Origin of the sequence: Paraburkholderia sp. DD10 (assembly GCF_049177125.1) — a bacterium.
GTDB lineage: Bacteria > Pseudomonadota > Gammaproteobacteria > Burkholderiales > Burkholderiaceae > Paraburkholderia > Paraburkholderia terricola.
In genome coordinates this window covers 1342108-1357665 of sequence record NZ_CP185393.1, presented here as the reverse complement: position 1 = coordinate 1357665, position 15558 = coordinate 1342108, and the positions used below count along the sequence as shown (strand labels likewise).

At 63.0% G+C, this 15558-nt stretch carries 14 protein-coding genes; 8 read left to right on the top strand and 6 right to left on the bottom strand.

What is annotated here, in order from left to right; genetic code table 11:
• The first annotated feature begins 184 nt into the window (after positions 1–184).
• The 4 genes from ACOCG7_RS21480 (at position 185) to ACOCG7_RS21465 (ending at position 7010) form a co-directional block, all read left to right on the top strand.
• Positions 185–2107: a PrkA family serine protein kinase gene (locus ACOCG7_RS21480; protein WP_073431076.1), complete on the top strand. Its 1923-nt coding sequence runs from the start codon at positions 185–187 to the stop codon at positions 2105–2107.
• Between the two features lie 275 nt (positions 2108–2382).
• On the top strand, positions 2383–3654 hold the full coding sequence (locus ACOCG7_RS21475; RefSeq protein ID WP_073431077.1) for a YeaH/YhbH family protein: 1272 nt from the start codon (positions 2383–2385) through the stop codon (positions 3652–3654).
• Entirely contained in the window at positions 3651–5363 is a 1713-nt protein-coding gene (locus ACOCG7_RS21470; protein WP_073431078.1) for a SpoVR family protein, read from the top strand. The genes ACOCG7_RS21475 and ACOCG7_RS21470 overlap by 4 nt, the downstream gene beginning before the upstream one ends.
• 342 nt (positions 5364–5705) lie before the next feature.
• Complete coding sequence (locus ACOCG7_RS21465; RefSeq protein ID WP_114162535.1) at positions 5706–7010, top strand: MFS family transporter; 1305 nt, start codon at positions 5706–5708, stop codon at positions 7008–7010.
• Positions 7011–7133: 123 nt separating this feature from the next.
• Here ACOCG7_RS21465 and ACOCG7_RS21460 read toward each other — a convergent pair whose 3' ends face one another.
• From ACOCG7_RS21460 to ACOCG7_RS21445, 4 genes are all read right to left on the bottom strand, one after another.
• On the bottom strand, positions 7134–7355 hold the full coding sequence (locus tag ACOCG7_RS21460) for a hypothetical protein (RefSeq protein ID WP_244744056.1): 222 nt from the start codon (positions 7353–7355) through the stop codon (positions 7134–7136).
• A gap of 186 nt (positions 7356–7541) precedes the next feature.
• A complete protein-coding gene (locus tag ACOCG7_RS21455) occupies positions 7542–8624 on the bottom strand; it encodes a glycosyltransferase family 2 protein (protein ID WP_114162534.1) in 1083 nt (360 codons plus the stop codon).
• A complete protein-coding gene (locus ACOCG7_RS21450) occupies positions 8590–8862 on the bottom strand; it encodes a hypothetical protein (protein ID WP_421379894.1) in 273 nt (90 codons plus the stop codon). Before ACOCG7_RS21450 ends, ACOCG7_RS21455 begins: the two co-directional genes overlap by 35 nt.
• On the bottom strand, positions 8837–9016 hold the full coding sequence (locus ACOCG7_RS21445; protein ID WP_114163507.1) for a hypothetical protein: 180 nt from the start codon (positions 9014–9016) through the stop codon (positions 8837–8839). Before ACOCG7_RS21445 ends, ACOCG7_RS21450 begins: the two co-directional genes overlap by 26 nt.
• Before the next feature lie 195 nt (positions 9017–9211).
• Between ACOCG7_RS21445 and ACOCG7_RS21440 the strand changes: the two genes are divergently transcribed.
• Positions 9212–9463 carry a DUF1488 domain-containing protein gene (locus ACOCG7_RS21440; RefSeq protein WP_073431083.1) on the top strand — a complete coding sequence of 84 codons (252 nt, stop codon included), beginning with the start codon at positions 9212–9214 and terminating at the stop codon, positions 9461–9463.
• A gap of 98 nt (positions 9464–9561) precedes the next feature.
• Here the strand turns inward: ACOCG7_RS21440 and ACOCG7_RS21435 are convergent, their stop codons facing one another.
• A complete protein-coding gene (locus ACOCG7_RS21435; RefSeq protein ID WP_114162533.1) occupies positions 9562–10491 on the bottom strand; it encodes a LysR family transcriptional regulator in 930 nt (309 codons plus the stop codon).
• A gap of 253 nt (positions 10492–10744) precedes the next feature.
• Between ACOCG7_RS21435 and ACOCG7_RS21430 the strand changes: the two genes are divergently transcribed.
• Positions 10745–11518, top strand: a complete 774-nt coding sequence (locus ACOCG7_RS21430; RefSeq protein ID WP_244744059.1) for an SDR family NAD(P)-dependent oxidoreductase — start codon at positions 10745–10747, stop codon at positions 11516–11518.
• Positions 11519–11552: 34 nt separating this feature from the next.
• Here ACOCG7_RS21430 and ACOCG7_RS21425 read toward each other — a convergent pair whose 3' ends face one another.
• Positions 11553–12953 (bottom strand): DHA2 family efflux MFS transporter permease subunit, encoded by a 1401-nt coding sequence (locus ACOCG7_RS21425; protein WP_244744061.1) that lies wholly within the window; start codon positions 12951–12953, stop codon positions 11553–11555.
• A gap of 203 nt (positions 12954–13156) precedes the next feature.
• Between ACOCG7_RS21425 and ACOCG7_RS21420 the strand changes: the two genes are divergently transcribed.
• Both ACOCG7_RS21420 and coxB read left to right on the top strand, forming a co-directional pair.
• The gene (locus tag ACOCG7_RS21420; RefSeq protein WP_114162530.1) at positions 13157–14206 is read left to right on the top strand and encodes an NAD(P)/FAD-dependent oxidoreductase; all 1050 of its coding nucleotides are present in this window, start codon (positions 13157–13159) and stop codon (positions 14204–14206) included.
• 235 nt (positions 14207–14441) lie between these two features.
• Positions 14442–15512, top strand: coding sequence for a cytochrome c oxidase subunit II (gene coxB / locus ACOCG7_RS21415; protein ID WP_244744063.1), 1071 nt, complete (start codon positions 14442–14444; stop codon positions 15510–15512).
• The last annotated feature ends 46 nt before the right edge of the window (positions 15513–15558 follow it).

Below are 15558 nucleotides of genomic sequence, written 5' to 3'. Positions count from 1 at the left end.
GCAAGATTGTAGGTTGTCGATACACCGTTTCCAAGTGATGAATATCGGTAGCCGGGTACGGCGCGATTTTCGCAACGTAGTTCGTGAAAAAAAATTTAAAAGGGTTTAGGATGAATTCGAGCGATGTCGTTTCCGAATAGCGCGCCGCGCACGACATCGGTCTAGACTTCGGCGAGGAGGTAGCATGGATATCTACAGCAGTTTCGCGACCCGCTTCGAGAAAACGCGAGAGGATGAACTCTCGCTCGAGGAGTATCTCGCGCTCTGCAAAGACAATCCCGCCGCGTACGCCACGGCTGGCGAACGCATGTTGACGGCAATCGGGGAACCGGAACAGATCGATACTCGCAACGATCCGCGCCTGTCGCGCATCTTCGCGAACAAGGTGATCAAGGTATACCCAGCGTTCCGTGAGTTCTACGGGATGGAAGAAGTGATCGAGCAGGTGGTCGCGTACTTCCGGCATTCGGCCCAGGGTCTCGAGGAAAAGAAACAGATTCTCTATCTGCTGGGCCCGGTCGGCGGCGGCAAATCGTCGATCGCGGAGCGTTTGAAGCAGCTCATGGAACGCGTGCCGTTCTATGCGATCAAGGGCTCGCCGGTCAACGAGTCGCCGCTCGGCCTGTTCGATTACGACGAGGACGGTCCGATCCTCGAAGAGCAATATGGCATTCCACGCCGCTACCTCAAAAGCATTCTGAGCCCGTGGGCGGTCAAGCGCCTGCACGAATATAACGGCGACATCCGCAAGTTCCGCGTGGTGCGCCGCTATCCGTCGATCCTTCGCCAGATCGGCATCGCCAAGACCGAGCCGGGTGACGAGAACAATCAGGACATCTCGTCGCTGGTCGGCAAGGTCGACATCCGCAAGCTCGAACAGTACGCGCAAGACGACGCCGACGCATACAGCTACTCGGGCGGCCTGTGTCTCGCGAATCAGGGCCTGCTCGAATTCGTCGAAATGTTCAAGGCGCCGATCAAGGTGTTGCATCCGCTGCTCACCGCGACCCAGGAAGGCAACTTCAAGGGCACGGAAGGCTTCGGCGCGATTCCTTTCGACGGCGTGATCCTGGCCCACTCGAACGAGTCCGAATGGAAGGCGTTCCGCAACAACCGCAACAACGAAGCACTGCTCGACCGGATCTTCGTGGTGAAGGTGCCGTACTGCCTGCGCTACAGCGAGGAAGTGAAGATCTACGAGAAGCTGCTGCGCAACTCGTCGCTGGCGAGTGCGGTATGCGCGCCCGGCACGTTGAAGATGATGGCGCAGATGTCGGTGCTCACGCGTTTGCAGGAGCCGGAGAATTCCAGCCTCTTTTCGAAGATGCAGGTCTACGACGGCGAGAATCTGAAGGATACCGATCCGAAGGCCAAGTCGTATCAGGAGTACCGCGATTTCGCGGGCGTGGACGAAGGGATGACCGGCGTGTCGACCCGCTTCGCGTTCAAGATCCTGTCGCGGGTGTTCAACTTCGATTCCACCGAAGTCGCGGCGAATCCGGTGCATTTGATGTACGTGCTCGAACAGCAGATCGAGCGCGAGCAATTCCCGCCGGAAACCGAGCAGAAGTATCTGTCGTTCATTAAAGACGTGCTGGCCTCGCGCTACGCCGAATTCATCGGCAAGGAGATTCAGACCGCGTATCTGGAGTCGTATTCCGAGTATGGTCAGAATATTTTCGATCGCTACGTGACGTACGCCGACTTCTGGATTCAGGATCAGGAGTTCCGCGACCATGACACCGGCGAGAGTTTCGACCGTGCGGCGCTGAACGCCGAACTGGAGAAGATCGAGAAACCCGCGGGCATCAGCAACCCGAAAGACTTCCGCAACGAGATCGTGAACTTCGTGCTGCGCGCGCGTGCTGCCAATGCGGGCAAGAATCCCGCGTGGATCAGCTACGAGAAGCTGCGCGTCGTGATCGAAAAGAAGATGTTCTCGAACACGGAGGAACTGTTGCCGGTGATCTCGTTCAACGCCAAGGGCTCGGCGGAGGAACAACGCAAGCACGAAGACTTCGTGAATCGCATGGTGACGAAGGGCTATACGCCGAAACAGGTGCGCTTGCTGTGTGACTGGTATCTGCGCGTGCGCAAGTCGTCATGATGCGCATTGCGTGCCGCCCGCGCGGTTCGGCCGCGCGGGCACCTTGCGAGGCGCGAGCCGCATGGACATAGCTGTGCTGCGCATGCGGCTTGCGCCTCGCCCGAAGTTAGTACAGTTGCATGGGGTCCGGGTGAGCGCTGAAGCGCCAACTCCGATCGACATACGAGTGTATGGGATCGGAGTAAGCGCTAAAGCGCCAACTCCGATCGACGTACGAGTGTATGGGATCGGAGTAAGCGCTGAAGCGCTAACTCCGATCGACACGGGAGAGCGGTGTGCTTCATCAAATCATCGACCGCAGGTTAGCAGGCAAGAACAAGAGCATCGCCAATCGCGAACGCTTTTTGCGTCGCGTTAAGAACTACATTCGTCGCGCCGTCTCGGAAGCGGTTCGCGACCGGAGCATCAAGGACATCCAGAACACCCAGAGCATCACGATTCCCCGCAAGGACATCGCGGAGCCGTCGTTCCGGCATGGCCCCGGCGGCAAGCGGGAAATGGTGCATCCGGGCAATTCCGACTACATCCGCGGCGACAAGATCCAGCGCCCGCAAGGGGGTGGCGGCGGTGGCGGGGGCAATCAGGCCAGCAACGAAGGCGAGGGTCAGGACGACTTCGTGTTCGAACTGAGCCGCGAAGAATTCATGCAGTACTTCTTCGACGACCTCGAACTGCCGCGTCTCGTCAAAACCCATCTGATGGCCGTCCCCACGTGGAAAAGCATCCGCGCGGGCTGGGCCGCCGAAGGCACGCCGAACAACATCGACGTGGTCCGCTCGCTGCGCAGCGCACTGGGCCGCCGCATCGCGCTCGGTGCGCCGCTCGTCAATCAGTTGCACGAGATGGAGCGGCAACTGGAGGTCATGAAGGCCGACCCCGACGACCGCCGCGACGAGATCAAGCTGCTCGAGGAAGAAATTCACCACCTGAAGGGACGCATCTGGCGCATTCCGTTTATCGACCCGTTCGATCTGCGCTATGTGAACCGGGTGAAGCAGCCCACGCCGTCCAGCCAGGCCGTGATGTTTTGTCTGATGGATGTGTCGGGTTCCATGGACGAGCAGCGCAAGGATCTCGCCAAGCGCTTTTTCATCCTGCTGTATCTGTTCCTCAAGCGCAATTACGAGCGCATCGAGGTCGTGTTCATTCGCCACCATACGCGCGCCGAGGAAGTCGACGAAGACACGTTCTTCCATTCGACCGAAAGCGGCGGCACGGTGGTGTCGAGCGCACTGGAACTGATGCAGAAGGTGATGGAGGAGCGTTATTCGCCCACCGAATGGAACATTTACGGCGCGCAGGCGTCGGACGGCGACAACTGGACCGACGACTCGCCGAAGTGCCGCAAGATACTCGCGGATGACATCCTGGAGAAGGTGCGCTATTTTGCGTATATTCAGGTGACGCCCGAAGAGCAGAACCTGTGGCTCGAATATGCGCAACTGGCCCTGAGCCAGCCGCACATGGCGATGAAGAAGGTCGAAACCGCGGCGGACATTTATCCGGTCTTTCGTGAGTTGTTTGAAAAGCAGGTGGCGTCCTCATGACGACCAAGCATTTGCATAACGAAGCGCGCGGCTATCAGCCGGAGCGTGGAAAAGGCGTGCCGCAGCGTCAGTCGGGGCATGCCGAGGGTGGGGCGGATCAGGCAGGCGCCGCCACCGGAGCAGTCGACACCGCTGCAGCACGGGGACACACCGGAACGCCCACTGAGGGGCAAAGGGAAGTCCGTATGAACGTAGCCGATAGAAGGCCTCTGCCGTGCCCGTCCGACTGGACCTTCGAATTGATCGAAGAGTACGACTCGCATATTGCCCGCGTCGCCGAGCAATATGAACTCGACGTCTATCCGATCCAGCTCGAACTCATCAGCGCCGAACAGATGATGGACGCCTACGCGTCCGTCGGCATGCCGGTGAACTACCGTCACTGGTCGTTCGGCAAACACTTTCTCTCCACCGAAAAAAGCTACCGTCGCGGGCAGATGGGGCTCGCGTACGAGATCGTCATCAATTCGAATCCCTGCATCGCGTATCTGATGGAAGAGAACACGATGACGATGCAGGCGCTCGTCATCGCGCACGCGGCTTACGGGCACAACTCGTTCTTCAAGGGCAACTACCTGTTCCGGCTCTGGACGGACGCGCACGCGATCATCGATTACCTCGTCTACGCGAAGAACTACATCGCGGAGTGCGAGGAGCGTTTCGGGCTCGACCGGGTGGAGGAACTGCTCGATTCCTGCCATGCGTTGATGAATTACGGCGTGGACCGTTACAAGCGTCCGCAGAAGCTCTCGCTCGAAAAGGAATTCGCCGCGCGCCGCGAGCGCGAGGCGTATCTGCAATCGCAGGTGAACGAACTCTGGCGCACCTTGCCGACCCGGCACACGCCGTTGCCCGAGGAAATCGAGGAGCGCTATCCGCCGGAGCCGCAGGAAAACCTGCTGTATTTCGCGGAGAAGAATGCGCCGCTGCTGGAGCCGTGGGAGCGGGAAGTGATCCGCATCGTGCGCAAGGTCGGCCAGTATTTTTATCCGCAGCGGCAAACCCAGGTGATGAACGAAGGCTGGGCGACGTTCTGGCACTACACGCTGCTCAACACGATGTACAACCAGGGCAAGCTGGAAGACGGCTTCATGATGGAGTTTCTCCATTCGCACAGCAACGTGGTCTATCAGCCGCCGGTCACGAAGCCTTACTACAGCGGCATCAATCCGTATGCGCTCGGTTTTTCGATGATGAGCGACATTCGCCGGATCTGCGAGGCGCCGACCGACGAAGACCGCAAGTGGTTCCCGGAACTCGCCGGCAGTCCGTGGCTGCCCGCCATGCACTACGCGATGCGCAACTTCAAGGACGAGAGTTTCGTCGCGCAGTATCTGTCGCCGCATCTGATCCGCGAAATGCGCCTCTTCTCCGTGCTCGACGACGACATGCGCGACGCGCTCGAAGTCTCCGCGATTCATGACGAAAGCGGCTATCAGTACGTGCGTCAGGCGTTGTCGCGGCAGTACGACATGCATCATCGCGAGCCGAACATTCAGGTGTGGGCGGTGAATACGCGTGGCGACCGGAGCCTGACGCTGCGGCATTTCATGAGCGACAACCGGCATCTGTCGTCGGATAGCGACGAGGTGCTCAAGCACATGGCGCGCTTGTGGCAGTTCGACGTGTATCTGGAAAGCGTCGACGAAAACGGCACGGTGCGCAAGCGCTATGAGTGCCGCTATGTGCCGCCGGCGGTGAGGGCTTGATGCGGCGCTTGGTGCGTCGCTTGGTGCGCCCATAAAGCGCCGGCCGGATGAGCCGTCTGACTCGTCAAAAAAAAGCCCCTCTGGGTCCGTGAAGGCCCAGAGGGGCTTTTTCTCGCTGGAACCCTTCGCGCCGTAAGGGGTTGGCGGCTCGCTCGCCGTCTCGACCCTGACGGCCCGCGCATAAACCTCCCATCTTTGTCTTGCGATTCTGTAAAATTCGCGCACGCGTGCCGGCCGTGACGCTCCGGTGCCACCGCGGCACCCACGCTATGCCACAGCGCGCGTTGTGAAGGCGGCAGCAAGACCGCGACCTCCGTTCAAAAGACAAGGAAAGACACAAGCATGACCGACCTAACCGACCAAACCGTGGCCTCGGCTCACGACACACGACGCCGTATCTTCGCGATTGTTGGCGCTTCATCGGGCAATCTCGTCGAGTGGTTCGACTTTTACGTGTATTCGTTTTGCGCGCTGTATTTCGCGCCCGCGTTCTTCCCGAGCGGCAACACCACCACCCAGTTGCTCAATACGGCCGGCGTGTTCGCCGCGGGCTTTCTGATGCGTCCGATCGGCGGCTGGTTCTTCGGCCGACTCGCCGACAAGCACGGCCGCCGCATGGCGATGATGGTGTCGGTCTTCATGATGTGCGGCGGCTCGCTCGTCATCGCGGTGCTGCCCACCTATGCGCAGATCGGCGCGCTCGCGCCGGCGCTGCTGCTGGTCGCGCGGCTGTTCCAGGGCTTGTCGGTGGGCGGCGAATACGGCACCAGCGCGACTTACATGAGTGAAGTCGCGCTCAAGGGCCGGCGCGGTTTCTTCGCGTCGTTCCAGTACGTCACGCTGATCGGCGGCCAGTTGTGCGCGCTGCTGGTGCTGGTGATCCTGCAACAGACGCTCTCCACCGAGGAACTGAAGGCGTGGGGCTGGCGCGTGCCGTTCGTGATCGGCGCGCTGGCGGCGCTGGTCGCGCTGTACCTGCGTAAATCGCTCGACGAAACCACCAGCGCCGCGACGCGTCAACGCAAGGAAGCCGGCACGCTGCGCGGCCTGTGGATCCATCGGGTCGCGTTCATGACGGTGCTCGGCTTCACGGCGGGCGGCTCGCTGATCTTCTACACGTTCACGACCTACATGCAGAAGTACCTGGTCAACACGGCCGGCATGCACGCCAAGACGGCCAGCAACGTGATGACCGCGGCACTGTTCGTCTACATGATCATGCAGCCGGCGTTCGGCGCGTTGTCGGACCGCATCGGCCGGCGCCGTTCGATGCTGTTCTTCGGCTTCTTCGCGACCATCGGCACGGTGCCGCTGCTGCACGCGCTGAAAGACGTGACGAGCCCGTATGCGGCCTTCGGCCTGGTCGTGCTGGCGCTGGCGATCGTCAGCTTCTATACGTCGATCAGCGGTCTGATCAAGGCGGAGATGTTCCCGCCGGAAGTGCGCGCGCTCGGCGTGGGCTTGTCGTATGCGGTGGCCAACGCGATCTTCGGCGGCTCGGCGGAATACGTCGCGCTGTGGCTGAAGTCGGTGGGCAACGAGTCGATGTTCTACTGGTACGTCACCGCGCTGTGCGCGATCGCCGGCCTCGTCGCGCTGCGCATGCGCGATCCGTCGAAAGAAGGGTATTTGCGTCACGAGCCGTGAGCGTGCAAGACGCCCGGACAGCGCGAATGAGCGCTGATTGACAACGGCGGTCAGGGGCAACCCGGCCGCCGTTTTTTATCGAAGCCCGAAACGCGCGATGCGGCAGCCGGGCAGGGACGCGCTTCAAGCCACCATGATGTCCGTGCCGAACGCATGCAGCAGATCGCGCAGCGCCTCGGCCTGCGCCATCTTCGCGCCGCTGCGCAAGTGAATCTGCACCGCGCGCCCGGCGATGCCGTCGACCGGATGCGCGAGCCACAACTCCACCGCGAGCCCGAGTCCCTCGGGCTGATTATCGACGACCGGTTCGATCACGCGGGGCTTGAAACAGGCACTGTCGGACATGGCGGCTCACCTTGGGGCGGATGATGGTCGACTTCATCGTAATCAGCATGGCGCGCCGGACCAAGCAACAAATACGCGTTTGCTAAGCAGCGGATGCTTAGCAGAAAACGCGCATATCGCACGCGCTAGCCAGCTTCCGCAAACGATGAAATCAACCCGTCGCTCATGCACATGCGCCATGAAGCGTCACACCGGCTCCGATTGCTCCGCGGCGAGTTCCTTGACGAGTTCCGTCACCGCCGCGGCCTGCCCGGCGGCCACACCGGGCACCGCGGCCACCGCCGCGACGGTGGCCGCGGCGGCGGCCTGTGGCCGTATGCGCAGTGCCGCGCGCGAGAGCATCAGCAGATGGTAGTAAAGCCGGATACTGAGCCCATACCTGTACGCGGACAGATGGGAGAGCGCGATCTTCAAGCCGCCGGGCGCCAGCCGATTCTTCGCATGGACCGAGACGACGATGGGCGCGAGACGGCGCAAGCTGAGCTTGCGCGAAGGCTCCAGTTGCGGCGGCAGCTTCAACGCCTTGACGAACGCATAGGCGCTCACCGCCGCGGCGGCCGTGGTGCCGCGCGTGCGGTGCGAGATCGAGGTTGCCGTCTTGCGATACACCGACACGTAATCGTGCAGATAAAACACCTCACGCGCCGCGAGACAGAGTTCGGTGCCGAACACGAAATCGCAGCACACCGCGTATTCTTCCTTGTAGCCGATCCGTTTGACGAGTTTGGCGTCGGCCATCCAGCCGTTGTTGGGGAACATCTGGATCAAGCCGGTTCGGCCGGGCAGCGGCTGCAGGCCTTCGGCTTCTTTCGTCCGTCGAAACGCGGTGTTCAGGCGCGTGCTGGCCCGCAAGTCGATCGAGCCGGTGTGATCGGCCTCGTACTGATCGCCGAATGCCGCGTCCAGTCGGGGATGGCGCTTCCACAGCGACACCAGTTTCTCGATGCCGTCCGTGGTGAGCAGGTCGTCGTCGTGAATCAGCGCGATCTTGTCGCCGCTCGCGCGCTCGAACAGGCTCGCCACATTGCGCGCCTGGCCGAGCGGCGGCTGATTGAGCGTGTAGCGCACGCGCGGTTCCTTCCCATAGCGCGCGGCGATCATCTGCTGCGTCTGCGCGTTCCTCGAATCGTCGCCGATCAGAATCTCCAGATTGCCGTAGGTCTGCGCAAGACACGAATCGATACACTGCACGAGCAGTTCGGGACGCTCGCAGGTGGGCAGGCAAATCGAAACTTTAGGGCCCTTGAAGGAGGTTGAAGGGATGGACATGGGCGTCGCCTTTGTTATCAGTTGAGGGGCGGCAGCCGGTTTGCTTGACGCACACATCGCTGCAAGCAGAAAAATAGTTCATCACGTCAAAAAAATAATCGGTAATAAATAGGAAAAAATTGTCCGGCTTCTGAAAGGGTTTCAAAAGAAAAATTTGTGCGGCTTCGTCGCTTAAACGCAGCAAAGCCGCCTCCCGTTTGGCGCTTGATATTTCAACCAACCGACGGTTCGCCTTCACCCGGTTTCTTGCCGGGACTGTCCGCCGGCGACTGATTGCGCCCTTCATCGTCGCGTTCCGGCAGCTTGCTCTTCTCGTTGTCGCTGTGCACGGCCGGTTGCGGATGCTCGATGTCGGCCGGCTTGTTTTTGGCGGGTTCCTTGGTGTCGCTCATCATCTGGCTCCTGGTGTCGAAGACGCCTACACGCCAGCAAGGCTCGGACCCGCGCGCGCATTCCGCGGCGCGGTTCATGCCTTGCCCGGCCGAGCGCAACGGACCTGGTAGCGCCCCTTCCTGATAAACGAGGGCTTGACCGGGTGGGCCTTTCAGCGCACCGTGAAGCGGAAACACATCTCGCGGGGGCCCGATATGTCTCTCAACTTTCCGAACCCAAGCCGCAGTTACGACGCCTTCCACCATTGCGTCAATTTCTGGGGCTACGACAACGCGCGTGAAATCGCTTTCGCCGTCAATCAATCGGTGATTTCGACGCTGAGCCCGAGCGTGGGCGCCGACGAACCGGCCGTGCTGGCCGCCTTCGACCGGCATCGCGAGCAGATTCTCACGCTCGCGCGCAACGTGTACACGAGCGGCACGCAAAACCGCTACACGATTTCCTGAGACGGCTTTCCCGGCGCGGGCTTATCGACGCGGCGCACTCGCGCCTCGTCGCTTCGCCGCGGGCGGGCGGGCGTGCGTGCGTGAAGCCGGCCGCCGAATCAACCGGCCGGTTCGCGCGGCGCGCCGCCGGTCAGCGAAACGATGAAGTCGAAGAACGCCCGCACCTTCGCCGGTGGATGATGCCGCGAAGGGTAGAGCGCATACAGCGGATAAACCTCGTCGCCCCAGTCGGGAAACAGTTCGACGAGCTTGCCGTTGGCGAGCAGCGGCTCGGCCCCGAGCGCGAGAATCTGCGCGACGCCCTGGCCGGCCTTGCACACGCTATGCAAGGTGCCCACGTCGTTCACGGTCAGACGGCCTTGCGGCGCGATCACCATCTTCTTGCGCCCGCGATGAAATTCCCAACTGAACGGATAGCCCGTGAGCGGGTCGCGAAACTTGATGCACACGTGCTTGCCGCTTTCGAGTTCGGCCGGCGTGGCCGGATGTCCATGCTTCCTCAGATACGACGGCGCGGCCACGGTCAGAATGCGCGTATCCAGCAGCTTGCGCGCGATCAGCGTCGACACGGGCGGCTCGCCGAAACGGACCGCGAGATCGAAGCCGTCCGCGACCATATCGCCCAACTGGTCGCGCGTGACCAGTTCGAGCTGCAGATCGGGATGCTTGTCGATGAAGCCGCCCAGTCGCGGGCCGAGCACGAGGCGCGAAAAGAACGGGTCCATGTTCACGCGCAGGCGTCCGCGAACGGCGCTCGCGCCCTGGGCCGCGGAGGCCGCCGCTTCCTCGAGCCCGCCCAGCAGCGGCACGATCTGTTCGTAGAAACGCCGGCCCTCGTCGGTCAGCGCGACCGAGCGCGTGGTGCGGTCGAATAGCCGGATGCCGAGGCGCGCTTCGAGCCGCGCCACCGAACGGCTGACCCCCGATTGCGACATATCGAGCGCTTCGCCCGCCGCCGCGAAACTGCCGCAATCGACGATCGCCGTCAACACGCCCATGCCGTTCAGCATGCGCTCGTCAAATGGCATGTGATAGTCCTTTTGTTATGTATTCGTTGCACGACATGCTAACGCGAAAGTCCGTTTTAAATCATGCGTCGGTTCGTCGTCATGCCGCACGTCACAGCGAATAGATGATGCGGTGTCATGAATGGAATGACAGCCACGCTATCGCGTCAATCGCGGAGCGCGCGCTAAGCTAGGTGCGTTCGTCCGATACACGATGAAACAGGATTCTCGTCATGCATCGGGCATATTTGAATCGATCAACGGAGAACTCCTCATGTCGCGTGTTTTCATAACCGGTTCCGCCGATGGCCTCGGTCAGATGGCCGCCCGCCTTCTGGTCGACGCCGGGCATCAGGTGGTTTTGCATGCGCGCAACGCGGCGCGCGCCGAGGACGCGTTAAAAGCGATACCGGAAGCGCAAACGATACTCACCGGCGACCTCTCGAGTATCGCGGCCACCGTCGCGCTGGCCGGGCAGGCGAATCGGCTCGGCCGCTTCGACGCGGTGATCCATAACGCGGCGGTCGGCTATCAGGAGCCGCGCCGGATCGCCACCGTCGACGGTCTGCCGCATGTGTTCGCGATCAACACGCTGGCGCCTTACATGTTGACGGCGCTGATCGAGAAGCCGAAGCGGCTCGTCTACCTGAGTTCGGGTTTGCATCGCAGCGGCGACGCGAGCCTCGACGACCTCGCGTGGGAGCGGCGCCCGTGGCAGGGCACGGCGGCGTACTCGGACTCGAAGCTGCATGACGCGCTGCTGGCGTTCGCGATTGCGCGCCGCTGGCCGCGGGTGTTGTCGAATGCGCTGGAGCCGGGCTGGGTCGCGACGAAAATGGGCGGGGCGGGCGCACCGGATGATCTGCGGGCCGCGCCCAAAACCCAGGCCTGGCTCGCAGTCAGCGACGAACCCGCGGCAACCGTCAGCGGCGAATACTTCTATCACATGAAGCCGCGCGAGACGCATCCGGCCGTGCGCGAGGTCGCCGTGCAGGAGCGTTTGATCGACGCTTGCGCGAGCTTCTCCGGCATCCGCTTGCCGGACTGACGAATTGAAAAGCCGGGGCCGAGGACGCGCTCGTTCAGCGCCCCGCGCCCTGTGTCGCCCGCGCACGCACCGCGCGCGCGGCGGGCGCTTCGTCGAGATGGCGAAACACCCAGGCCGACACCAGCGTGATCGCGCCGACGCACACGAAGCTCAGGCGAAAGCCGAGCGTGGCCGAGCCCCATTGCGCCGAAAACAGATTCACCAGACCGCCGCCGATCGACACGCCGAGCCCGATCGCGAGCATCTGCACCATCGAAAACAGGCTGTTGCCGCTGCCGGCGTCTTCATGCGACAGGCCCTTGAGCGTGACGCTGTTCATCGCCGCGAATTGCATGGAGTTGGCCGCGCCGAACACCGCGAGAATCGCGGCCTCGACGACGAGCGGCGTGCCGCGCGAAATCAGCGCGAAGGCAACGATCGACAAGCCGACGATCACGGTATTGACGAGCAGGAACAGGTCATAACCGTAGCGTCGTATGAGCGGCGCGATCCAGCGTTTGGCGACGGTGCCGGCGAGCGCCGCGGGCAGCATCATCAGGCCGGAATGCAGCGGCGAGTAGCCCAACTGCAATTGCAGCAGCAAGGGCACGAGAAACGGCACGGCGCTCGAACCGATCCGGCATAACAGATTGCCGATCAGGCCGACGCTGAAGTTCGGCTCGCCGAAGAGCGACAGTTTGAAGAGCGGATCGCGCCGGCGTCTCGCGTAGGGAATGTAGGCGAGCGCGCTCACGGCGGCGAGCGCGAAGAGCCCGACCGACCATGCCGCGCGATGCGTCTCGACGGGCGCGTCGATCGCCAGCGAAAACGCGATCATGCAAAGCGACAGCAGCCCGCAACCGAGGAAGTCGAACGGCGGCGCCCGGGTTTCGCCATGCGCCGGAAGAAACCGCTGCACCGCGTAAAGACCCAGCGCGCCGATCGGCACGTTGATCAGAAAGATCCAGTGCCAACTGATCGTTTGCACGAACCAGCCGCCGAGCGTCGGTCCGACGATCGGTCCCAACTGGCCGGCGACCGAAATGAACGCGAGCGCCGATACGTACTGCTCGCCCGATACGCTGCGCAGCACGGCGAGCCGTCCGATCGGCAGCAGCATCGAGCCGCCGACGCCTTGCAGGATTCGCGCGACCACCAGTTGACCGAGCGTATGCGCGCTCGCGCAGCATATCGAGCCGAGCACGAACACGAGAATCGCCGCGAAGTACACGCGCCGCGTGCCGAAGCGGTCGGCGAGCCAGCCGGAGGCGGGCGTGAGCATCGCCATCGTCAGCGTGTAGGCGACCACGACCGGCTGCATCGCGAGCGGCGCGACCTGCAGGCTGTGCGCCATCGACGGCAACGCGGTGTTGACGATCGTCGTGTCGAGCGCCTGCATGAAAAAGCCGGCGGCGACGATCCGCAATAGCGCGGTCTGGGAGGAATCGCGGGTCATGTTCAACGAGGCGGCGAGCGCGGGAGCCCGCGGCGATTCACTGGGATGGCGTCATCATATTGGACATCCCGTTCGATCGGAACCCCGCGCGTCCGGTCCCCGCTGTTCCCTCGCCGAGCGTCCTTACCGCGTGTAATGACATCGTTGCCGGGCTGGGGGTGATTCTGTATGGTGGGTTATCCACCCATCCCAAGAGACGCCGAATGACGCCCGCCGCCGACCCGCAAACGCAACCGATCCGCTCCGACGTTCTGATTGTCGGCGCCGGCCCCGTGGGGCTGTTCGCCGCTTTCGAGGCGGGCGTGATCGGGCTGTCGTGCCAGATCGTCGATGCGCTCGACAAGATCGGCGGCCAATGCACCGAGCTTTATCCCGACAAGCCGATCTACGATATTCCCGCGATTCCGTCGTGCACCGCGCGCGAACTCGTCGAGCGGTTGATGGCGCAATGCAAGCCGTTCGACGTGCCGATTCATCTGGAGCAACGCGTCCAGTCGGTCGAGCAGGGCGGCGACGGACGCTGGACCGTGCGCACCGATCGCGGCCTCGTGTTCGACGTCGCGGCGATCCTGCTCGCCGCCGGCAACGGCGCATTCGTGCCGCAGAAGCTGTTGCTGCCCGAAGCCGCGGCGCTGGAGTCCCGTCACGTGCACTACAGCGTGCAGCGCCTCGCCGATTTCGCCGACAAGACGGTGGTGGTGGCGGGCGGCGGCGATTCCGCGCTCGACTGGGCGCTGGCGCTGCGCAAGGTCGCGCGGCGCCTGACGCTGGTGCACCGGCGCAACGGTTTCAGCGCGGCCGATTCGAGCGTGGAGTTGATGCGCGACGCGGTCGCGGCCGGGGAAATGGACTTCGTCGTCGGCGCGATCGCGGGGCTCGTCGTGGAAGACGATGCGTTGCAGGCGATCACGTTGCGGCATATCGAAGGCGAGAGCCGGCTCGAAGCGGAAGAACTCGTCGTGCTGTATGGACTGGTCGCCGATCTCGGGCCGATCGCGCAATGGGGGCTGACGATTCACGGCGGCCGCGTGGACGTGGATACGTCGAACTACGAGAGTTCGCGGCCCGGCATCTTCGCGGTCGGCGACATCGCCAACTATCCGAACAAGCAGAAGCTGATTCTGTCCGGTTTCCACGAGGCCTCGCTGGCGCTGCGCAAGGCGTATTCGTACGCTTATCCCGAGAAAAAGCGGGTGCACGTGCATTCCAGTTACGACGCGAAGCTGGCGGAAAAAGTGAGCGCGGCGGGGTGAGTTCCCGCTGTGAGGCGCGGTTGCCGCTGGACGAAGCGTTGATCGAGCCCGGTCATGATCCAGAGGTCGTTATCGGTTTTTTTTGCGCTTAGGCTCCGCGATGTGCCGATGCCGTTCTGCTTACGCCTGAAAGGTTCGTTTCTTGCTGGTTCACCAGGTTGATGCTCACCCGCGCGAGGTCGGAAAACCTGCCGGGTGACGACCCTGAACGGCGAACCCATGGAGCAGAAGCGGCATGCAACGAGCGCTGCCCACGCGAAGCAACGGCATTCGTGCGTCACGAGACGCATGCGCGCGCGCCACGCTCGCGGCGCTCGCCTGGGTGGCGTCCACGGCTCATGCATCGCCCACGGCGCCGCTCAATTACTTCCTGCACGCGGCCGGCCCTGCCGCCGCGCCGACGATGCGGCTCGGCTGGGCGCTCACCGCCATTGCCGTCTGCGTGACGCTGATCGTCGCCGGGTTGCTGATCGGCGCGATCGCGCGCAAGCGTCCGGCCGCGCCCAGCGACTCGCTCGATGCGGAGGCGGGCGGCATGCGCTGGATTTATGTCGGCACCGGCGTATCGTCGATCGTCCTGTTCGGGATGCTCGTCTATGTGCTGGTGACGCTCGAGTCGGTCGCTTCGCCCGGCGCGCATCCGCAATTGACCCTCACCGTCACGGCATACGACTGGTGGTGGAAAGTCGACTACGCCGACGACCCCGACCCGGCCCGCAACTTCAGCACGGCCAACGAGATTCATATTCCGGTCGGCGAGCCCGTCAAGGTTCAGCTCAAAAGCGCCGACGTCGTGCACGCGTTCTGGGTGCCGCAACTCGCGGGCAAGACGCAGACCATCCCCGGACAAACCAACGAGCAGTGGATTCAGGCCGATCATGCCGGCGTCTATCGCGGACAGTGCTCGCAGTTTTGCGGCGCGCAGCACGCGCACATGGCCTTCGAGGTGGTCGCGCAAAACGCCGCGGACTTCAATGCCTGGCGCGACGCGCAAGGACGACCGGCCGCGCCCGTCAGCGATCGTGGCGATCCTGCGCTCGCCGCGGGCCGGCATCTGTTCGCCGAGCGCTGCGCCGGCTGCCACATGATTCGCGGCACCGGCGCAGCCGGCCTGCAAGCGCCCGATCTCACGCATCTCGGCTCGCGCCGCACGATCGCCGCGGGCGCGCTGACCAATACGCCGGATCATCTGCTCGACTGGATTCAACACGCGCAGCGGATCAAGCCGGAGGCGTTGATGCCGAATATCGCGCTGACAACGGGCGACGCCGCCGCGCTGTCCGCCTATCTGGCGACGCTGCGTTGAAATCCCGCCGACCCGCCCGACCCTCCCGACACATTACGGAGCGCCT